This is a genomic window from Bradyrhizobium sp. KBS0727, assembly GCF_005937885.2.
Lineage (GTDB): Bacteria > Pseudomonadota > Alphaproteobacteria > Rhizobiales > Xanthobacteraceae > Bradyrhizobium.
Genome location: NZ_CP042176.1, coordinates 987501 through 1007978, shown reverse-complemented (window position 1 = coordinate 1007978; position 20478 = coordinate 987501). Strand labels below are relative to the sequence as shown.

Below are 20478 nucleotides of genomic sequence, written 5' to 3'. Positions count from 1 at the left end.
TGATCCGCCGCGTGGAACTGGGGCACATCTGGTCAGCCGATCGCTCGAAAGCGTGCCAACAAGTAGACAAGCGATTGACCCAACGTCAAAGAAGACAAACCGGTTTGCCGTTGCAGCAGAAATCGTTCAATGCAGTCGGCCTGTCCGTTCGGCACCAATCGCGGGTCATTCCACTTTCCGGCGGGCGGCCATGCTGTCGTTGCGCGGCAATGTGATAATAAACTCGGCGAACTCTCCAGAATTCGTCTCCACATCGATCCTGCAGCCATGCTGCTTCACAACGATGTCATGACTCATCGACAAGCCAAGTCCAGTGCCTTCACCAGGCGGTTTGGTCGTGAAGAACGGAGTGAACATCTGCGCTTTGACCGCTTGACCATCCATGGACATCTAAGCGCGTAGCGCTAGCCCGCACATTTCGCTTGAACAGTCCTGATCGAACTGGTCTCCACCGATAGCCTCCGCAAGACGGGTATATTCGCGGATCAGGCCGTAGACCCCTTGAATTCGGTAAACCGAAGCTTCAGAGACAAATTTAAACGCGCGAAAAGCCGGGATTTCCGGCCCATTCCGCCGTTTAGAGGCCCGGAACCCAAATTAGAAATCGCTGCAAATACTGGGCTCAATTGCCAACATCTTCGCGCAGAGAACAGACGGCTGCGGCCAAGCTGGCGGAGCGAGAGGGATTCGAACATGCGGCACGGTTCTCGAACAGATCGAACGCCTATGGAGATCGACCACGCTTTGCCGGCAACAAACATCCGGCCAAAGCCAGGCAAACGAATTTAGCGCCGTGGCGACTCGGTGGCGATTCTTGAAAAGAAAAAAGCCGCCCCAAAGGGCGGCTTTTCAATCTAGTGCTTTAAATTCAGCATCTTAGCTTGGTTGCGGGGATAGGATTTGAACCTATGACCTTCAGGTTATGAGCCTGACGAGCTACCGGGCTGCTCCACCCCGCGTTAAACCGTTGCGATGCCTTTCGAAAAACTGATCCGAAGCGAAAGCGGCCAACGCTTTGGGCGTCGATCGTCCCGACCGGAGGCTTCCTGAGAAGGCAACCCGGGCAAAGCCATCGGGTGCGAGGGGTATGTATCAACGTGCACCTGCTTTGGAAAGGCCCAATGCCTCGGTTTTTGAGGTTTTTGTGACGCCGAAAACGCGGCAAAACCACCGTTTGGAACCGGCCTTGCCATAAACCCCGCAAAAGCGGAGTTTTGGGGCGAATAACGACCGAGAAGCCTCGGGATTCCGGGTTCGATGCTACGCATCGCCTCGGAATGACGAACAAGAACAACTGGGGGAAATACGCGTGACGGATACATACGATTTCGTGGTGGTGGGCGGCGGCTCCGGCGGTTGCGCGGTGGCGGGACGGCTGTCGGAGGATCCGCGGACCTCGGTGGCGCTGCTGGATGCCGGCGGCAAGAACGACAACTGGGTGGTGACGACGCCGTTCGCGCTGGTGCTGATGGTCGCCGGCAACGTCAACAACTGGGCTTTCAACACCGTCCCGCAGAAGGGCCTCAACGGCCGCATCGGCTATCAGCCGCGCGGCAAGGGGCTCGGCGGTTCGTCGGCGATCAACGCGATGGTCTATATCCGCGGCCACCGTGCGGACTACGATCAATGGGCCTCGCTCGGCAACACCGGCTGGTCGTTCAGCGACGTGCTGCCCTATTTCAAGCGCTCGGAAAACAACGCCGATTTCGGCGGCGAGTATCACGGCAAGGACGGTCCGCTCTCCGTCAACAAGCTGCGCACCGACAATCCGGTGCAGCAGATCTTCCTGCAGGCGGCGCAGGAAGGACAGTTTCGCCTTCGCGAGGATTTCAATGCCGACGAACACGAAGGGCTCGGCATCTACCAGGTGACGCAGCGGAACGGCGAGCGCTGCAGCGCGGCGCGCGCCTATATCCATCCGCACATGAATAACCGTGCCAATCTGCGGGTCGAGACCGGCGCGCATGCGACCCGCATCCTGTTCGAGGGCAAGCGCGCCGTCGGCGTCGAATACCGCCAGGGCAAAGAGCTGAAGCATATCCGCGCGCGGCGCGAGGTGATCGTAGCTTCCGGCGCGTTCCAGACCCCGCAACTGCTGCAATTGTCCGGCGTCGGCGATGCTGCTGCGCTCGGCAAGCACGGCATTGCGAGCGTACATCATCTGCCGGGTGTCGGACAAAACCTGCAGGACCATCCGGATTTCGTGTTCGGCTACATGTCCGACAATCCGAACTTCAACGGCCTCTCGCTCAAGGCCATACCGCGGCTGCTACGTGCCGTCGGCCAGTATCGGCGCGAACGCCGCGGGCCGATGACGTCGAACTTCGCCGAATGCGGCGGCTTCCTCAAGACTCGCCCCGACCTCGACATCCCCGACATCCAGCTGCATTTCGGCATGGCGATGGCCGACGATCACGGCCGCAAGCGCCATCGCGGCACCGGCTTCACCTGCCACGTCTGCCTGCTGCGGCCGAAGAGCCGCGGCACCGTCGCGCTCGGCAGCGCCGATCCGTTCGCTGCGCCCTTGATCGATCCGAATTTCTTCGGCGACGAGGCGGATCTGGAGACCATGGTCGCGGGCTTCAAGACCACGCGGCGGCTGATGGAGACCCCGGCGCTGAAGGCGCTGCAGAAAAAGGAAATGTACACCGAAGGCGTGCACACCGACGACGACATCCGAAAGCTGCTGCGCCAGCGCGTCGATACCGTCTATCACCCGGTCGGCTCCTGCAAGATGGGCGTCAACGACCCGATGGCGGTGGTCGATCCCAAGCTGAAAGTGTACGGCCTCGAAGGCCTGCGCGTGGTCGATGCCTCCGTGATGCCGACCCTGATCGGCGGCAACACCAACGCGCCGACCATCATGATCGGCGAGAAGGCCGCCGACATGATCAAGGCCGAGATGCGGGCGGGGTAAGCCGCGCCCGTCATTGCCTGCAACAAACGCAAAGCGTTTGTGCAAGGGAGCCACCGGGTCGCGCGAATGCGCGCCCGATGACAGGCTCCACGACGAAGCGATCCATGTTGCGGCGGAAGCATGGATTGCTTCGCTTCGCTCGCAATGACGCGGATACAGACGATTTTAGCAATCGCGAACCCGGTTCCTTGATACAACCATCGTACTGGAGCCGGCGGAGAGTTTCGCCATGAACAGTTTCGATGGCATCGTCTGTGTCGGCCTGGTGTTCGCCATCGTCACCGGCTTCAACACCGGACTGGTGCGCAGCGCGGTCACGATCCTCGCTTATCTGGTGGCAGCGCCGATCGCGATGTGGGCGATGTCCGCGCTGTCGCCGTCCGCGAGCGGCAATCTCGCCTCCGTGCTGGGGCAGAACGGGTTGGTGTTCTTCGGCATCTTTCTGTTCGCCGGCATGGCGCTCGGAAAGCTGGCGCGGGTGGCGGTCGACGAGGCCACCGGAACGCAAGCCGGCATCGTGGACCGGCTCTGTGGCGCCGTGCTGGGCGCAGTGCGCGTCGGCCTGATCGCGGTTACCGTCGTTCTGGTCGTCGACCAGATGCTGCCGCCGCGGCTTCAGCCACCCTGGTTGACCGGCTCGCACCTGCGGCCATGGCTCTCGGCGGCCGGACAAAAAGGCGTCAAATCGCTACCGCCGAATGTCGCCGCCACCCTCGATCGGCTGAAGCGAAACCAGCAGATATAATAGCCTTACTGATATGCGTTTCGGTGAGCGCGCAGGCACTTATCAGGGATGCCTGACTTGGTTACAGTGCCCCCATCGGACTTCAAAAAATCACCTGACATAACGGGAGTGAAACTGTGGATCTTGGAATCAAAGGCCGCCGCGCCATCGTGTGCGCATCCAGCAAGGGACTCGGGCGTGCCTGCGCAATGGCGCTGGCCAACGAGGGCGTGCACGTAACGCTGACGGCGCGCGGCGCCGAAGCGCTGAAAAAGACCGCCGATGAAATCCGCAAAGCCAACCCCGGCGTCACCGTCACCGAGGTGGCTGGCGACATCACCACGCCGGACGGCCGCGCGGCCGCGCTGAAAGCCTGCCCCGATCCGGATATCCTGATCAACAACGCCGGCGGCCCGCCGCCCGGCGACTTCCGCAACTGGACCCGCGACGACTGGATCAAGGCGATCGACGCCAACATGCTGACCCCGATCGAACTGATCAAGGCGACGGTGGACGGCATGATGGCGCGCAAGTTCGGCCGCATCGTCAACATCACTTCAGCCGCGGTGAAGGCGCCGATCGAGATTTTGGGCCTTTCCAACGGCGCCCGCGCCGGCCTCACCGGATTCGTCGCCGGCCTCTCACGCAAGACCGTCATCAACAACGTCACCATCAACGGCCTGTTGCCCGGCCCTTTCAACACCGACCGCCTGCGCGGCACGGCGAAGGGCGAATCTGAAAAGCGCGGTCTTTCCGTGGAGCAGGTACTGGCGGAACGCGCCAAGCTCAATCCGGCCGGACGCTTCGGCGATCCCGAGGAATTCGGCGAGGCCTGCGCGTTCCTGTGCAGCGCCAAGGCCGGCTTCATCACCGGGCAGAACATCCTGCTCGACGGCGGCGCATTTCCGGGCACGCTCTAGTGCCGCCGAAGGGGCGTTAGATGAAAGCAGTCTGGTACGAACGAACGGGCCCCGCGCCCGAGGTTTTGACCTGTGGCGAGATGCCGACGCCGGTGGCGGGCCCGGGCGAAGTCCGGGTTCGGCTGGAGGCGTCCGGCGTCAACCCCGCCGATGTCGGCCGCCGCGGCGGCAGCTATCGCGCGCTGGAATATCCGCGCGTGATTCCGAACAGCGATGGCGCCGGGATTGTCGATCAGGTCGGCGACGGCGTCACACGATTGAAGGTCGGTCAGCGGGTCTGGTTGTTCAACGGCCAGCGCAACGGCCGCGCTTTCGGTACCGCGGCCGAGTACATCACGCTTGCCGAACATCTGGTGACGCCGCTGCCGGACCATCTGTCGTTTGCATCAGGCGCCACGCTCGGCATCCCCGCCATGACGGCGTGGTGCTGCCTCTATTGCGACGGACCGATCGCGGAACAGACCGTGCTCGTCACCGGCGGCGCCGGCGCTGTCGGCCATTATGCCGTGCAGCTCGCCAAATGGGGCGGCGCCAAGGTGATCGCGACCGTCAGTTCGGCGGCAAAGGCGGAGCAGGCGCGGCTCGCCGGCGCCGATCTCGTCATCAATTACCGCAACGAGGACGTCATCGCGAAGGTGCTGGCCTTCACCGGGCAGCGCGGCGTCGACCGCGTGGTCGATGTCGATTTCGGCGGCAACATCGAGATCACCTTGAAACTGATGGCCATGAATTCGACCATCGCCATCTACGCCACCAACGGCAACCGGACGCCGCTGGTGCCGATGCGCGACCTGATGGAAAGATGCATCGCCTTGCGCGCGCTGGTGCTGTTCGCGCTGCCGCCGTCACTATTGGCGGCAGCCCAGGCCGACATCACGAAATGGCTCGCGGCCGGCCCCCGTCTTCACAACGTCGCCGGCCAGTTTGCGCTGTCGGACACTGCGCAGGCGCATTTGGCGGTGGAGAAGGGCGACAAGCTCGGCACCGTCATCGTCGACTGCGCGCGGTAAGCCGGAACAAGAACGCCGAATAAAACAGGGAAGCGCCGGATGCACTGGAATGTGGGCAAGGTCAAAATCACCAAGGTCGTCGAAATGGAAACCGTCGGCAGCACCCGCTTCATCCTGCCGCTCGCGACCAATGAAGAGACCCAGAAACTGCCCTGGCTGATCCCGCATTTCGCCACCGAGGAAGGCCGGCTGAAAATGTCGATCCACTCGCTATTGGTGGAAACGCCGTCGCACCGGATCATCGTCGATACCGGGCTCGGCAACGACAAGCAGGGCCGCAACGTGCCGACCTGGAACAACCGCAAGGATCCGTTCCTCGAGACCCTGACGGCGGCCGGCTTCGCGCCCGACAGCATCGACACCGTGCTTTGCACCCATCTGCATGTCGACCATGTCGGCTGGAACACGAAACTGGTCGACGGCAAATGGGTGCCGACTTTCCCTGGGGCGCGATACGTGTTCGGCAAGACCGAATACGAGCACTGGCGCGACCACAGCCACGAAGAGCTGGATAAACTGGCCGTGTTCAACGATTCCGTGAAACCGATCGCCGACGCCGGTTGGGCCGATCTGGTCGCCTCCGATGCCCGGCTCGCGGACGAGATCACCCTGATCCCGACGCCCGGCCACAGCCCCGGCCATGTGAGCATCCACATCAAGTCAGACGGCCACGAAGCCCTGCTCACCGGCGACGTCGCCCACCATCCCTGCCAGATGGCCCATCTCGACTGGTCGTCAACCGCGGATTCCGATCCAAAACAGTCCGCGGCGACGCGGCGCGAGTTGTTCTCGCGCTTTGCCGATACGCCGACGCTGGTGATCGGCGGACACTTCAATGCCGGCCATATCAAGCGCGAGGGGGCTGCCTTCAAGTTCATCGCGTTGGGCTGATTGCTGTCCTCTCTCCCCTCATGGTGAGGAGGCGCTTGCGCCGTCTCGAACCATGAGGCCGCGGCCCATCCTTCGAGACGGCCGCGTTGCGGCCTCCTCAGGATGAGGGTGTGCAATGCAGCGCGACCATGCATCGGCAGTTGAATTTCCCCCCGCGCTGTTCCAAAAGCATTCCAAGTCGATAAATCCTCAAGAAAACCCGCCAGGGAGTGAAGAAAATGAAGCTTGTTCGTTACGGCGCCAAGGGTGCGGAAAAGCCCGGCCTGATCGATAAATCCGGCCAATTGCGCGATCTTTCCGCCCATGTGAAGGACCTCGACGGCGAGGCCTATGCGCCGGCCTCGCTGGCCAAGCTCGCAGGCCTCGATGCGTCCAAGCTGCCCGCCGTCAGCGGCTCGCCGCGCTTCGGCGCGCCGGTCACCGGCATCTCGAAATTCGTCGCGATCGGCCTCAATTATGTCGATCACGCCAAGGAAACCGGATCGCCGATTCCGACCGAGCCGATCTTCTTCATCAAGGCCAACACCGCGCTGTCCGGCCCCAATGACGCGGTCGAAAAACCCCGCGGCTCGACCAAGCTCGACTGGGAAGTCGAGATCGCCGCCATCATCGGCACCCGCGCCAAGTATGTCAGCGAAGCCGATGCCCTCAATCATGTCGCCGGCTATTGCGTCTGCAACGACGTCTCGGAACGCAATTTCCAGATCGAGCGCCTCGGTCAGTGGACCAAGGGCAAGTCGCACGACACCTTCGGCCCGGTCGGCCCGTGGCTGGTGACCAGGGATGAAATCCCTGATGTGCAAAAGCTGTCGATGTGGCTCGACGTCAACGGCCAGCGCCGCCAGACCGGATCGACCTCGACCATGATCTTCACCATGGCGAAGTGCATTTCCTACGTCTCGCAGTTCATGACGCTGCTGCCCGGCGACATCGTCACCACGGGCACGCCTCCCGGCGTCGGCACCGGCATGAAGCCGCCGCAGTTCCTCAATGTCGGCGACGTCGTCACCCTCGGCATCGAAGGCCTCGGCGAGCAGCGCCAGGAAATCATCGCGGCGTAGAGACTGACCAACCTAACGCGTCATGGCCGGGCAGAAGCGCGAAGCGCGTCTTCGCGCCAGATGACCCGGCCATCCACGACTTCTCTCCACCAGCAGCAAGAACGTGGATGCCCGGGACAAGCCCGGGCATGACGGGGAAAAACCCTCCAAGGGATTAAAAAATGAAACTCACCTTCTCTCCTGCCTCGCCATTCGCCCGCAAGGTACGCATCGCCGCGATCGAGACCGGCCTGGTCGACAAGATCGAGTTCGTTCCGGCCGCCGTCGCCCCGGGCCAGCCCAACGAGGAATATTCGAAGATCACGCCGCTGAAGAAGCTGCCGGTCCTGATCCTCGACAACGGCGACGTGCTGCTCGATTCCTACGTCATCGTCGAATATCTCGACGAACTCGCCGGCGGCGGCAAGCTGGTCCCGGCTTCCGGCCCCGAGCGCTGGAAGGTCAAGAGCGACCATTCCCTGCTGCAGGGCATGCTCGATTCGATGCTGCTGTGCCGTTACGAGAAAATGGTGCGCCCGGAAGGGCTGCGCTGGAGCGACTGGCATAAAGACCATTGGAACCGGGCCTGGGCCGGCATGGCGCGGTTCGAGAACAAGTCTGATGTATTGTCGGGTCCGTTCAACATCGCCCAGATCGGCCTCGTCTGCGTGCTCGGCTATGCCGATTTCCGCTTTGCCGATTGCGGCTGGCGCAAGGCCTATCCGAGGCTCGACGCCTTCCATCAGAAAATGCTGGAGCGGCCGTCGGTGAAAATCTCGGTGCCGCCGACGGCGTAATCCTTCCCTCGGAGACAGCAGCATGGGCGAAGGCGACGACAGCGTGCGGCGTCTCGGCCTTGCTGCCATGCTTGTGCTGGCCGCGGCGGCGCGCGGCGGCGCGGCATCGCCGCCCGGCTGAGCCCAGGAAAAATCGAGGAGAAGGCATGAAACTCAACTTCACTGTCGGCGACCTCACCATCCATCGCATCATCGAGCAGGAAACTTCTTTCCTGCCGGCGCTGGAGATGCTGCCGGGCCTGACGCCGGAAGTTCTGGCCGAGAACCGGTCGTGGATGCAGCAGGTTGGCGCTCTCGACGACAAGGACGTGCTGATGCTGTGCTTCCAGTCCTATGTGGTGAAGACGCCGCACCACACCATCCTGATCGACAGCTGCATCGGCAACGACAAGCCGCGGCCGCAACGTCCGAAATGGAACATGAAGACCGACGACACCTATCTGCGCGCGCTGGCTGCCGCGGGCTTTACGCCAGGTGACATCGACTACGTGATGTGCACGCATCTGCATGTCGATCATGTCGGCTGGAACACAAGGCTCGACAACGGCCGCTGGGTGCCGACCTTCCCGAAGGCGCGCTACGTGTTCGGCAAGACCGAATTCGACTACTGGACGGAGACGCACGCGAAAACGCCGGTGCCGCCGTTCGCCGACAGCGTGCTGCCGGTCGTCGAAGCCAAACAGGCCGAGATCGTGCGCGACGACCACCAGATCGGCGATCACGCCCGCATCCTGCCGACGCCGGGCCATACGCCCGGCCATGTCGCCTTCACCTTCGGCCGCGGCAAGGACGACGCGGTGTTCTCGGGCGATCTGATGCATACCCCGTTGCAGACGCGGTATCCGGAATTGTCGGCGAAGTTCGACGTCGACGAGGCCCAGGCAGCCGCAACGCGGCGCGGCTTCATGGAGCGCTATTGCGACACCGAAACGCTGTGCTGCACCGCGCATTTCCCCTCCCCGTCGGCGGGAAAGATTCGCCGTGCCGGCAACGGATTTTCCTGCGAGGTCATATGAGTTCCCTCACGAAAACGCCTGAATTCGAAACCCTGGCGCTGGAGACTGTCAGCGAGCACGTGACGATCGTCCGGTTGAACCGGCCGGACGCCTCCAACGCGCTCAACACCCAGATGGGGCGCGACCTCGTGCAGTTTTTCGAAGACGTGGCGCTCGATCCCAAAGCCCTGCGCTGCATCGTGCTGACCGGATCGGGCGAAAAGGCCTTCTGCGCCGGCGGCGACCTCAAGGAACGCCGCGGCATGACCGACGAGGCATGGACGCGTCAGCATGTCATCTTCGAACGGATGGTGCGGGCGCTGATCGACTGCCCGGTGCCGATCATCGGCGCGATCAACGGTGCGGCCTATGGCGGCGGCTGCGAGATCGCCGGATGCTGCGACTTCCTCTACGCCGCCGACACCGCGCGCTTTGCACTGACCGAAGTGACACTCGGCATCATGCCGGGCGGCGGCGGCACGCAAACGCTGCCGCGCGCCGTCGGCGAGCGCCGCGCCAAGGAGCTGATCCTGACCGGCAAGCCCTTTACGGCGACGCAAGCGCACGCCTGGGGTCTCGTCAACGAAGTATTCCCACAGGCCGATCTGTTGCGGGAAGCGTTGGCGACCGCATCGCATATTGCCCGCAATGCGCCGATCTCGGTGCGGCAAGCCAAATTGTCGATCCATCGCGGCCTGCAGTCGTCGCTGCGCGACGGGCTGGCGCTCGAGATCGAGGCCTACAACCGGATGGTCCCGACCGAAGACCGCCGCGAGGGCGTGCTCGCCTTCAACGAGAAACGGAAGCCCGATTTCAAGGGACGCTAAAGTCCGCGCTCAGTCGAACAGGCTCGGCGTGTAGTTCACCGGGGCGCCTTCGATCTCCAGCATCTTCAGCTTGGTCACCACCCCGCCATTGGCGGAGAAACCGCCGGGCTTGTTACCGGCGGCCAGCACGCGATGGCAGGGCACCACGATCGGACAGGGGTTGCGCCCGAGCGCCTGACCGACGTCGCGTGACAGCTCGACGCCGCCGAGCTTCTTGGCGATATCGCCATAGGTCAGCGTCTTGCCCGGCGGAATGGTGCGCGCGATGTCGTAGACGCCGCGGTTGAAGGCCGGAACATCGTCGAGATCGAGCACGACGTCGGCGAGGTCGTTCGGCTTGCCCTCCAGCAGTTCGACAATCCCGTCGATCGCGGCCTGTACTTTCGCCGGCGGCGGCGCCTCGACGAGATCGTCATGGCGCTGCTGGAGGCGGGTGCGGGTCATTTTCTCGTTGCCCATCGGCAATTGCACCGAGGTGATGCCGCGCTCGCCCCAGACGATGCCGCAGCGGCCGATCGCGGTGTCGAATATCGCAAAATGGTGCCCGGTCATGGCTGGCTCCAATTCTCCCGTTCAATGCCACCAGCTTCGTTTCCAGCCCAAATCTAGGCTTGGAGATTATTGCTATCCACCCGAAACCTGAGGGAACTTGACGGCGTAAACAACTTCCGCTGATCTGGGGTTCTCGCGTCAGCCATTCAATGGCCTCCAGCCCCTCCCATCTTCACGAGCCTCCCATGCAAACGCTCAGCGTCAACGGTTATGACATGGCCTATCTCGAGGTCGGCGAGAGCACCGGGCAGGCGCCGCCGCTGGTGTGCGTGCACGGCTCGCTGTGCGATTTCCGGATCTGGTCGTCGGTGCTGGGCCCGCTGACGCGAAAGCACCGGATAATCGCGGTGTCGCTACGGCATTTCTTTCCCGAGCATTGGGACGGCGTCGGCGACACCTATTCGATCGCACAGCATGTCGACGACCTCATCGCCTTTATCGAGAAGCTGGACGGCCAGCCGGTCGATCTGATGGGCCATTCCCGCGGCGGGCATATCTGCTTCCGCGTCGCCCAGCGCCGGCCGGACTTGCTGCGCAAGCTAATCCTGGCCGAACCCGGCGGCGAGCTGGATGCCACGCTCGATCCTGCGTTCAAGCCCGGCCCCTCGCCGCTGGCGGCGCGCATAGCGGCTTCCGCCGAGGTGATCGCCAACGGCGACATCGACGGTGGCCTGCAGATTTTCATGGATGCGCTGGAAGGCCCCGGCGCCTGGAAGCGGTTGCCGGCGACGCCCAAGCAGCTGCTGCGCGACAACGCCACCACGCTGATCGGGCAGATGAAAGACCAGCGCCCACCCTTCTCGAAGGCGGACGCCGAAGCGATCAAGACACCGACCTTGTTCATCGGCGGCGCCAATACCAAGGGGACGCTGCCGCAGGTGTTGCATGCGCTGGCGGCGAATGTGAAGGGATCGCGCACCGAGATGATCCCGGGCGCCACGCATCCGATGTTCGAACAGGCGCCGCAGAAATATTGCGAGATCGTGCTCGACTTCCTGGCGGGGGCCTGATCGCGATGCAGGCGCTCACCGTCAACGGCTACGACATGGCCTATCTCGATATCGGCCGCGGACCACTGCTGGTCTGCGTGCATGGCACGCTCGGCGATTTCCGCACCTGGAATGCCGTGCTCGGGCCGCTGTCCAAAAAACGCCGCGTGATTGCACTCAGCCTGCGTCGCTTTTTCCCCGAACACTGGGACGGCGTCGGCACCGACTATCTGATGGCGCAGCATGTCGCCGACGTCATCGGCGTCATCGAGAAGCTCAATACCGGACCCGTCGACCTGTTGGGCCATTCCCGCGGCGGCCATATCGGCTTCCGGGTGGCGCAGGCGCGGCCCGAATGGCTGCGAAAACTGGTGCTCGCCGAACCGGGCGGCGACCTCGATGCAACGCTCAATCCCGTGACCGAAACTCCCGGCTTCACCCCGATCGGCGTGCGCATTCCGGCAGCCGTGGAAAAAATCAGGACCGGTGATATCGAGGGCGCGCTGGCCTTGTTCGTTGACGGCATCGACGGCGACGGCACTTGGGCGCGCCTGCCGGCCGCACCGAAGCAGCAATTGCGCGACAATATTTTCACGCTGATTGGTCAGGTCGGAGAGAACCGCAGACCTTTTGCCAAGAGCGAGGCGGCATCGATCAGGACGCCGACGCTGTTGATCGGCGGCGGCGACACCAAGGGCGCGTTATCCCTGATATGGCGCGTGCTGGCCGAGCATATTCCCGGCGCCAGGACCGCCGTGATCCCGGGCACCCGCCACTGGATGTTCGAACAGGCGCCGCAGGAATTTTGCGAAGTGGTGCTGGATTTTCTGGCGGCGTAAAGGCCGCGTTACTTTTGATCGAGGCGCCACGCGCCATCCCAATCCGCAGCCGGCGGATTGGCCTGGAAATGCGAAACACGCCGCGCCATCGCCGTCGACGGCCCGTCGCCTGGAACAACGTCGAGCGCCGCATGGAAAGCCTGGCTCGCGTCGTCCCAGCGGCGGGCGCGATAGGCGGCCAGCCCTTCGGCATAACACTCCCGCAGGCGTAACTGGCTTTCGTCGAGTTCGTCCTTGCATCCCATGATCTCGAACACCGCCTCGGGATGGCTCTGGCCGACAACGACCAGCCGGTCGATCTCGCGAAACTCGACCGCGTCGCCGGCGGCCTTGATCGTCGGTTCCGAGGCCAGTGAGCCGCTGCCGTAGATCTTGTTGGCGCCTTCCAGGCGCGACGCCAGGTTCACGGCATCGCCCATGACGGTGTAGCTCATCATGAATTCCGAGCCGATGCTGCCGACCAGCACCTCGCCGGTCGCGATGCCGATACGGATGGTGCAATCGCTCGGGATGGTCCGCACGCCGAGCAATTCGGGCAGCTCGGTCCGCAGTGCCACGCCGCGACGGGCCATCTCGACGGCGGCCAGGCAGGCCAGCCGCGCCTGTTCGTCGCTTTCCGTAAAGGGAGGGCCCCAATAGGCCATGATCGCGTCGCCGATATATTTGTCGATGATGCCGCGATGGCTGCGGATCGGCCCCGACATCGTCGACAGATAGTGGTTCATCACCTTGACGAGGCCCTGGGGGGTCATGCCCTCGCTGAGGCCGGTAAATCCCTTCATGTCGCAGAACAGCACCGTCATCACCCGCCGTTCGCCGTCGCTTGACGTCAGCGACTTCGGGTCGATCAGCCCTTCCACGACGCGCGGGTCGACATACCTGCCGAAGGTTTCGCGCAACCGCTCCTTGTAGCGCAACTGCTCGACCATGTTGTTGAACGCGGACGTCAATTGCCCGATTTCGTCGCGCGTGGTGACGTCGATCGATCCGTCGAGCCGGCCGGCCTCGACCGCGCGGGTGCCGTCAAGCAAGCGGCGCACCGGGCGCGTGATGCCGGTGCTGATGAAGAGCGAGAACATCAGGCCGAGGATGGCCGCCAGCACCGTCAGGATGGCTGATATGGCAATGGCCGTCTGCTGGTCGCGCATCGTCACGATGGAATCGCTGCGGACCTGCGCCATCATATCCGTGCGGATTTCCTCGACCTTCTGGTTGAATTCGTCACGAAATGTGTCGGAGAGGATCAGGCTGGACCTGGCTGCCTGAAAATTGCCGGCTTCGAGCAGCGACAACAGCCGCTTGTATTCCTCGCTGAGATAGCGGCGCAAATCGCCGTTGACGTGTTCGATCCGGTCGTCGATCCGGCCGAGCCGGGCGTTGTCGGACGCGGTGGAGGTATCGTCGATGATCGCGTTGATCAGGGCGCGCGCCGCCTGGGCTTCCTGGTCGATTTCCTGCCCCTTGGCCTCGTAAGTCTTTTGGCGATCGGCGAACCCGGCATCGTCCGGCGGCGACTGCATTTTCGTGATCACCATCCGCCGCATCGCCAGCGCCTGCTCCAGCGAGCGGATATTCATCCGCGCCAGATGGCCATAGGCCTCGACATATTTGGTGCTGAACTCTTCGAGCTGATGAGCAATCTTTCGCGTCATCACTGTCGACAACGCCGACGTGATCGCCATCAGCAAGATCAAGCCGATGGCAATGCCAAGAATGCGTTTTCGGATGGTCGGTCGCAGCACGGATCAGAACTCTGACGGGAGAGATGGGGCGGCTTGAGCGGATCAGGGCAACGGATGCGAAAGCCCAGCCGGTTCGGCCGGGTCGTTGTTTAGCGCGCAACGGTAAATTTAGCACCAGCGGTTCCTTACCCCGCGGTTTCCCTACCCGGGATGTTCGCCCTTGACCCCACCCTCCTGCCGGGGTTAGTTACCGAATACGGAATTCCGTATTCCAAATTGGACACTGGTATGATTCCTCTGGACCCGCTCCCGAACCTGATCGACCAGGTCTACGCCCGGATCCTGGAGGCGATCACCGATCGCTCGCTGCCGCCGGGTCACCGCATCCGCCAGAATGAGTTGGCCGAACGGCTCGGCGTCTCGCGCCAGCCGGTTTCGCACGCCCTGCATTTGCTGCACCGGCAGGGCCTCGTCGCCGAAAGCGGCCGCCGCGGATTTGAGGTGACCAGGCTGGACCCCTCGCGCATTCGCCAGCTCTACGAGGTGCGCGGCGCCATTGACGCCCTCGCCGCGCGGCTTGCCGCAGCACGGGCCGGGACGGATCCAACCGGGCGCGCGCAACTCGAGGCGGCGCTGCAGGCCGGGCGGGCGATCGGCGGCAACACGCCGCTGGCGCAACTGATCGCGCTCGACGTCGACTTTCACAGCGCCATCTATCGTCTCGCCGGCAATCCCGCGATCGAGGAAATGATCGCGCCGCAATGGCCGCATATGCGCCGCTCGATGGCGACGGTGCTGGCCGAACTCGACTACCGCGACAGCGCCTGGGCCGAACACGAAACCATCGCCGCCCAGATCCTGGCCGGCAACGCCAAGGCGGCGGAGGCCACGGCGCTGGCACATGCGCAGACGGCGGGACGGATGACCGAGGAGAGACTGAAGGCGACCGATAGGGCCGCGTAGTTAGAACGCCGTCGTTCCGGGGCGATGCGAAGCATCGAACCCGGAAGGTCGAGATTCCCCGATGCGCAATTGCGCATCTGAGGTTCACGCTTCGCGCGCCCCGGAATGACAAAACACACACAGGAGAGAACGCCATGAAATTGACGCCGCAGCAAATCGACACGTTCAACCGCGAAGGCTGGCTGTTCCTGCCCGAGCTGTTCAGCCCCGAGGAAGTCGCCTACCTCGCACGCGAGGCCGAGGACATCTACGACACCGACCGCCCCGAAGTGTGGCGCGAGAAGAGCGGCGCGCCGCGGACCGCCTTTGCCGCCCATCTCTACAACGAGGCGTTCGGGGCGCTCGGCGCCCATCCGCGCATGATCGACCCGGTCGAGCAGGTGTTCGGCGAGAAGGTCTACATGCATCAGTACAAGATCAACGCCAAATCCGCCTTTACCGGCGACGTCTGGCAGTGGCACCAGGATTACGGCACCTGGAAGCGCGACGACGGCATGCCGCTGCCGCGCGCGATGAACATCGCGATCTTCCTCGACGAGGTGATGCCGATCAACGGCCCGTTGATGCTGGTGCCAAGGAGCCAGCACGCCGGCGATTTGCCGGCCGCGCATGACCTCGCGACCACGTCCTATCCGCTGTGGACACTCGACGAGGCCACCGTGACCAGGCTGGTGAAGGAAGGCGGCATCGTCGCACCGACCGGCAAGGCCGGCGGCATGCTGATGTTCCACGGCAACCTGGTGCACGGTTCGGCCGGCAACATCACGCCCTACCCGCGCAAGATCGTCTATCTGACCTTGAACGCGGTCTCGAACTACATCCGCACGCCGACGCGGCCGGAATACATCGCCCATCGCGATTTCACGCCGATCCAGACCGTCGACGACGATGCGCTGCTGCGGCTGGCGCGCGCACATCGGCAGGCGGCGGAGTAAGTTTGCACCGTCATTCCGGGGCGACGCGCCAGCGTCGAACCCGGAAGGTCGACATTACTTTTCATCTCGGGATTCGACTGCGTCGCGCCCCGGAATGACCGGCTATTTATCGGATCCCCCATGAACCTTCATCATCTCCTCAACGCGCGCCTCGCGGCCGGCAAGCCGGTTCGCGTTGCCTTGATCGGCGCCGGCAAATTCGGCTCGATGTTTCTTGCGCAGGTGCCGCACACGCCGGGGCTCGAGGTACCCATCATCATCGATCTCGACCGCGATCGGGCGCGCGAGGCCTGCCGCACGGTCGGCTGGGACCAGGCGCGGATCGCGCGGACGGCCTTCACCGACGACGGCCTGCGCGCGATCGCGGGTGGCGCGATGGATGTCGTGGTGGAAGCCACCGGCAACCCCGCGGTCGGCATCAGGCATGCCCGCGCGGCGATTGCGGCGGGCAAGCATGTCGTGATGGTCAATGTCGAGGCCGACGTGCTGGCGGGGCCGCTGCTCGCCGAGGAGGCGCGCAAGGCCGGCGTGGTCTACTCGCTGGCCTATGGCGACCAGCCGGCGCTCACCGCCGAGATGGTGGACTGGGCGCGCGCGACAGGCTTTCGCGTCGTCGCCGCCGGCAAGGGCACCAAATACCTGCCCGCCTATCACGACGTGACCCCGGACGGCGTCTGGAGCCACTACGGGCTGACGGCCGGCGAAGCGCAATCCGCCGGTATGAACCCGCAAATGTTCAATTCGTTTCTGGACGGTACCAAATCCGCGATCGAAATGGCGGCGATCGCCAACGCCACCGGGCTCGACGTCCCCACGGACGGCCTGCTGTTCCCGCCCTGCGGCGTCGACGACCTGCCGCATGTGATGAGGCCGCGCGATCACGGTGGCGTGCTGGAGAAATCCGGCGTGGTCGAAGTGGTGTCGTCGCTGGAACGCGACGGGCGTCCGGTGTTCCGCGACCTGCGCTGGGGCGTCTACGTCGTGCTGGAAGCACCGAACGACTACGCCGCCGATTGTTTCAAGCAATACGGGCTGAAGACCGACGCCTCGGGGCGTTATGCCGCGATGTACAAGCCCTACCATCTGATCGGGCTGGAGCTGAACATCTCGATCCTGTCGGCGGCGCTGCGCAACGAGCCGACCGGGCAACCGCACGGCTTTCGCGGCGACGTCGCAGCCATAGCGAAGCGCGACCTGAAAGCGGGAGAAATGCTCGATGGTGAAGGCGGCTACACGGTGTGGGGAAAACTGATGCCGGCGTCCGCGAGCCTCGCCGTGGGCGCGTTGCCGATCGGGCTCGCCCATCGCGTCAAGCTGAAGAACAACGTTGCCCACGGTGCGGTGGTGCGCTGGAGCGACGTCGAGGTCGATGCCAACAACGACACCATCAAGACGCGCAAGGCGATGGAAGCGGCATTTTCGTCGAGCGTCTAAGGCAGCAGCCGGCTCGACCGCGCCTGCCTGAACCATTTGCGGAACATCGCTTCGGTATCCATCATCTCCGTAAAACCGGCCTGGTTGATCTTCACGGTCGAGACGATCGACGGCGGACCCGACTGGGTCTGACCGTGGCGCATGCTGTAATCGGCATATTGAAACGACAGGCCGACGAAGGCCTCCAGATCCGGCGCAACCAGATCACGCTTGCGGCGCAGTTCGTCCCATGGCGCGATCCATTTCGGATATTCCTGCGCCAGCGACAGCGGCACGGCGGCGCCCGGCTTCATGTCGAGCGCATCTGCAATCGCCGGCCAGACATTCTCCCAGGTAAAGACATCGCCATTGGTGACGTTGAAGGCCTCGTTGCGCGCCGCTGTCGCCTCGCCCGACCATGCGATGGCGCGCGCCAGCAGATCGACGTCGACCGCCTGCGACACCCTCGCAGCGCCGCCGGGATAATCGAGCGCGCGGCCCTGCTCGCGCAGCATCGCCGCGTAAACGCCGAGCGGCGGGATCAGATCCATCGCGCCGCCCATGGCGAGGCCCACGATCAGGACCGGGCGCAGAATACTCCAGTGCCAGTGCTTGCCTTTTTGTAACTCGCGCAAGAAGTTCTCCTGCGCCCAGTAGAAATTCGGCTGTTCGTACATTTCGGAGCGGCCTTCGCGCGCCGGCACCGTGAGCGGACGGACATGGACACCGTAGGCCTTGGTGCCCTGCAGCAGCGCGACGTGGCGAAGCCCGGGCGCCACCGGCTCGAGCGCGGCCATCAGGTTGCGCAGCATCAGGTCGTTGGTACGGATCTGGTTGGCGTCGCGCCAGCCGTCGATCAGGCTCGGCGCTTCATAAAGCGCGGCATAGACGAGATGGGTTGCGCCGTTCATTTCAGCGGCGGCCCGCAGGCATTGCGCGGGATCGGCAAGGTCGATCGGAACGTAACGGGCGCCGTAGAGTTCGCGCGGCTCGCGCCGCGCCAGCGCTACAACGTCGCACCCACCCGTGCCGCCGAAGTGCCGCAACGCGGCATTGCCGACCAGTCCGGTCGCGCCTGCCACCACTACTTTCTTGTCAGCCATTCCATGCTCCAGCGCCAATTGGCGCTTTCAGTAGCAGACGGAGCCGGTCGCGTCAGCGTGCGGTCTTAGCCTTTCGTCTGGTCGGAAAGTGCGGCTTCTCGCAACTGCGGCCGACGCAGAACGCTTGATTATCGATGGCCAATTGGTCATCCTGACCGGAGGTCCATCAATTCGGGGGAATTGTATCGAAGACCAAGAGCCTCGGTTTCAGGGCCCGTATTTTCAATCACCAATCCAGCATCGGCCATCGGCAAAAAGAAAACGACATTCAAGATCGTTGCTCCTTGGTCATGCATCACAAGCACACAGGGGAAGCGCATGAAACGTCGTGATTTCTTGAAGGTCGGTGGTGTCGGTCTCGCTGCGAGCGCAGTAGCTGCACCCGCGATCGCTCAATCGAATCCTGAAATCAGGTGGCGATTGACGGCGAGCTGGCCGAAGGCACTCGATACGCTCTACGGCGGCTGCGAATATTTCGTCAAACGCGTGGCCGAGATCACCGACAACAAATTCCAGATTCAATCGTTCGCCGCCGGTGAAATCGTTCCGGGCCTGCAAGTGCTCGACGCCGTGTCGAACGGCACCGTCGAAATGGGCAACACCGCGCTCTATTACTACTGGGGCAAGAATCCGGCATTCACCTTCGGCACCTCGCTGCCATTCGGACTGAACACGCGGGCTCACATCTCCTGGCTGCTGTTCGGCGGCGGGCAGGATCTCCTCAACGACCTCCTGAAGGAATCCAACACGATGTGCATTCCGACCGGCTCGACCGGCGCCCAGATGGGCGGCTGGTTCCGGAAGGAGATCAAGTCGATGGAGGACTTCAAGGGCCTCAAATTCCGCGTCGGCGGGTTTGCCGGCACCATCATCGCCAAGGTCGGCGGCGTGCCGCAGCAGATTGCCGGCGGCGATATCTATCCGGCGCTGGAGAAGGGCACCATCGACGCCGCCGAGTGGGTCGGGCCTTACGACGACGAGAAGCTCGGCTTCGTGAAGGTCGCGAAATTTTACTATTATCCGGGCTGGTGGGAGGGCACCGGCCAGGGCCACAACGTGATCAACCTCGACAAGTGGAACGCGCTGCCGAGGCACTATCAGGCCGCGATTGAAAGTGCTTCGCGCGATACCTTCACCTGGGTCACCGGCAAATATGACTACGTCAACCCGCCGGCCTTGAAGCGGTTGCTGGTGGCCGGCGCGATCCTGAAGCCGTTCCCGCAGGAAGTGCTGGAGGCCTGCTACAGCGCCGCCAACGAAATCTACGCGGACCTGTCCAAGACCAATCCGCACTTCAACAAGATGTATGCGAGCCTGTCCGCCTTCAGAAACGAATCGCTGGCGTGGATGCAGGTCGCGGAATTGAGCTACGACAGCTTCATGATGCGGATGCGCACCCGCACCTGAGAATTCCTATCAAAACGGCAAAAAGCCCCGGAGGTTTCTCCGGGGCTTTTCGTTGATCTCGCCGATCGGACTTATTGCTGGCTATCGGCCAGCGCGGCCGCGAGCTTGTCGTAGTATTTTCCGACCAGATCGATATTGCCCTTGTTCTCGACCGCCGGCGGCGGCGACTTCAGGGCCTCGTTGAGGTCGGCCAGCGCGGCCTTCTTGTCCTTGGGGGACATCTTCTTGTCGGCCTCGACCTGGGCGATCTGGGCCTTCATGACGGTCTCGGTTCCAACATATTTCTTGGTGGCGGGATCGAAGCCGCCCAGCACCAGGCTGATATTGTCGACGACAGTGTTGTATTCGTCATAGCTGGCAAAGCCGGCCTTCTTGGCGACCGCGTCGAGCTGCGCATCGATCTTCGGATCCGGCTTGGCATTCTCCGGAATCTTGTCGGTGATCGCGTCGACGTCCTTTTGCGCGGCCAGAACC

The 20478-nt window shown here is 63.3% G+C and carries 19 protein-coding genes, 1 tRNA gene and 1 pseudogene (1 of these 21 cut by a window edge); 15 read left to right on the top strand and 6 right to left on the bottom strand.

Annotation, left to right across the window (positions count from 1 at the left end; all coding sequences use genetic code 11):
• Positions 1-165 precede the first annotated feature (165 nt).
• Together FFI89_RS04715 and FFI89_RS04710 are read right to left on the bottom strand one after the other, a co-directional pair.
• Positions 166-369: pseudogene (locus FFI89_RS04715) on the bottom strand (ATP-binding protein); the annotation flags it as partial.
• 513 nt (positions 370-882) lie between these two features.
• Positions 883-959: transfer RNA gene (locus FFI89_RS04710), tRNA-Met, on the bottom strand.
• Positions 960-1309: 350 nt separating this feature from the next.
• Between FFI89_RS04710 and FFI89_RS04705 the strand changes: the two genes are divergently transcribed.
• From FFI89_RS04705 to FFI89_RS04665, 9 genes are all read left to right on the top strand, one after another.
• Positions 1310-2917, top strand: coding sequence for a GMC family oxidoreductase (locus FFI89_RS04705; protein WP_138833354.1), 1608 nt, complete (start codon positions 1310-1312; stop codon positions 2915-2917).
• 229 nt (positions 2918-3146) lie between these two features.
• On the top strand, positions 3147-3662 hold the full coding sequence (locus FFI89_RS04700) for a CvpA family protein (protein ID WP_138833353.1): 516 nt from the start codon (positions 3147-3149) through the stop codon (positions 3660-3662).
• 116 nt (positions 3663-3778) lie between these two features.
• Positions 3779-4561: an SDR family oxidoreductase gene (locus FFI89_RS04695; protein ID WP_138833351.1), complete on the top strand. Its 783-nt coding sequence runs from the start codon at positions 3779-3781 to the stop codon at positions 4559-4561.
• A gap of 20 nt (positions 4562-4581) precedes the next feature.
• Entirely contained in the window at positions 4582-5571 is a 990-nt protein-coding gene (locus FFI89_RS04690) for an NADPH:quinone reductase (RefSeq protein WP_138833349.1), read from the top strand.
• 39 nt (positions 5572-5610) lie between these two features.
• The gene (locus FFI89_RS04685; protein ID WP_138833347.1) at positions 5611-6462 is read left to right on the top strand and encodes an MBL fold metallo-hydrolase; all 852 of its coding nucleotides are present in this window, start codon (positions 5611-5613) and stop codon (positions 6460-6462) included.
• Positions 6463-6680: 218 nt separating this feature from the next.
• On the top strand, positions 6681-7523 hold the full coding sequence (locus FFI89_RS04680) for a fumarylacetoacetate hydrolase family protein (RefSeq protein ID WP_138833345.1): 843 nt from the start codon (positions 6681-6683) through the stop codon (positions 7521-7523).
• Between the two features lie 161 nt (positions 7524-7684).
• Positions 7685-8299 carry a glutathione S-transferase family protein gene (locus FFI89_RS04675; protein WP_138833343.1) on the top strand — a complete coding sequence of 205 codons (615 nt, stop codon included), beginning with the start codon at positions 7685-7687 and terminating at the stop codon, positions 8297-8299.
• Positions 8300-8445: 146 nt separating this feature from the next.
• The gene (locus FFI89_RS04670) at positions 8446-9315 is read left to right on the top strand and encodes an MBL fold metallo-hydrolase (protein ID WP_138833341.1); all 870 of its coding nucleotides are present in this window, start codon (positions 8446-8448) and stop codon (positions 9313-9315) included.
• On the top strand, positions 9312-10121 hold the full coding sequence (locus FFI89_RS04665) for an enoyl-CoA hydratase/isomerase family protein (RefSeq protein WP_138833339.1): 810 nt from the start codon (positions 9312-9314) through the stop codon (positions 10119-10121). The genes FFI89_RS04670 and FFI89_RS04665 overlap by 4 nt, the downstream gene beginning before the upstream one ends.
• Positions 10122-10130: 9 nt before the next feature.
• Here the strand turns inward: FFI89_RS04665 and FFI89_RS04660 are convergent, their stop codons facing one another.
• The gene (locus FFI89_RS04660; RefSeq protein WP_138833337.1) at positions 10131-10673 is read right to left on the bottom strand and encodes a methylated-DNA--[protein]-cysteine S-methyltransferase; all 543 of its coding nucleotides are present in this window, start codon (positions 10671-10673) and stop codon (positions 10131-10133) included.
• Between the two features lie 185 nt (positions 10674-10858).
• Here FFI89_RS04660 and FFI89_RS04655 point away from each other — a divergent pair, with 185 nt between their 5' ends.
• Positions 10859-11683 carry an alpha/beta fold hydrolase gene (locus FFI89_RS04655; protein WP_138833335.1) on the top strand — a complete coding sequence of 275 codons (825 nt, stop codon included), beginning with the start codon at positions 10859-10861 and terminating at the stop codon, positions 11681-11683.
• A gap of 5 nt (positions 11684-11688) precedes the next feature.
• Positions 11689-12501 (top strand): alpha/beta fold hydrolase, encoded by an 813-nt coding sequence (locus FFI89_RS04650; protein WP_138833333.1) that lies wholly within the window; start codon positions 11689-11691, stop codon positions 12499-12501.
• Between the two features lie 8 nt (positions 12502-12509).
• Here FFI89_RS04650 and FFI89_RS04645 read toward each other — a convergent pair whose 3' ends face one another.
• On the bottom strand, positions 12510-14243 hold the full coding sequence (locus tag FFI89_RS04645; protein WP_138833331.1) for an adenylate/guanylate cyclase domain-containing protein: 1734 nt from the start codon (positions 14241-14243) through the stop codon (positions 12510-12512).
• Positions 14244-14471: 228 nt separating this feature from the next.
• Between FFI89_RS04645 and FFI89_RS04640 the strand changes: the two genes are divergently transcribed.
• The 3 genes from FFI89_RS04640 to FFI89_RS04630 all read left to right on the top strand — a co-directional run bounded on the left by FFI89_RS04640 (position 14472) and on the right by FFI89_RS04630 (position 17515).
• On the top strand, positions 14472-15146 hold the full coding sequence (locus FFI89_RS04640) for a GntR family transcriptional regulator (protein ID WP_138833329.1): 675 nt from the start codon (positions 14472-14474) through the stop codon (positions 15144-15146).
• Between the two features lie 134 nt (positions 15147-15280).
• On the top strand, positions 15281-16081 hold the full coding sequence (locus tag FFI89_RS04635; RefSeq protein WP_138833327.1) for a phytanoyl-CoA dioxygenase family protein: 801 nt from the start codon (positions 15281-15283) through the stop codon (positions 16079-16081).
• A 120-nt stretch (positions 16082-16201) separates the two neighbouring features.
• Complete coding sequence (locus FFI89_RS04630) at positions 16202-17515, top strand: NAD(P)H-dependent oxidoreductase (protein WP_138833325.1); 1314 nt, start codon at positions 16202-16204, stop codon at positions 17513-17515.
• Here the strand turns inward: FFI89_RS04630 and FFI89_RS04625 are convergent.
• Positions 17512-18597 carry an NAD-dependent epimerase/dehydratase family protein gene (locus FFI89_RS04625; protein WP_138833323.1) on the bottom strand — a complete coding sequence of 362 codons (1086 nt, stop codon included), beginning with the start codon at positions 18595-18597 and terminating at the stop codon, positions 17512-17514. The two genes, FFI89_RS04630 and FFI89_RS04625, sit on opposite strands and share 4 nt — an antisense overlap.
• Positions 18598-18915: 318 nt before the next feature.
• Between FFI89_RS04625 and FFI89_RS04620 the strand changes: the two genes are divergently transcribed.
• Positions 18916-20004, top strand: coding sequence for a TRAP transporter substrate-binding protein (locus FFI89_RS04620; RefSeq protein ID WP_138833321.1), 1089 nt, complete (start codon positions 18916-18918; stop codon positions 20002-20004).
• 71 nt (positions 20005-20075) lie between these two features.
• Here FFI89_RS04620 and FFI89_RS04615 read toward each other — a convergent pair whose 3' ends face one another.
• A protein-coding gene (locus FFI89_RS04615) for a hypothetical protein (protein ID WP_138833319.1) crosses the window boundary here: on the bottom strand, positions 20076-20478 show its 3' portion. The gene runs 200 nt beyond the window's last position; the window shows 403 of its 603 coding nt (coding positions 201-603); the start codon falls outside the window, past its right edge; its stop codon occupies positions 20076-20078.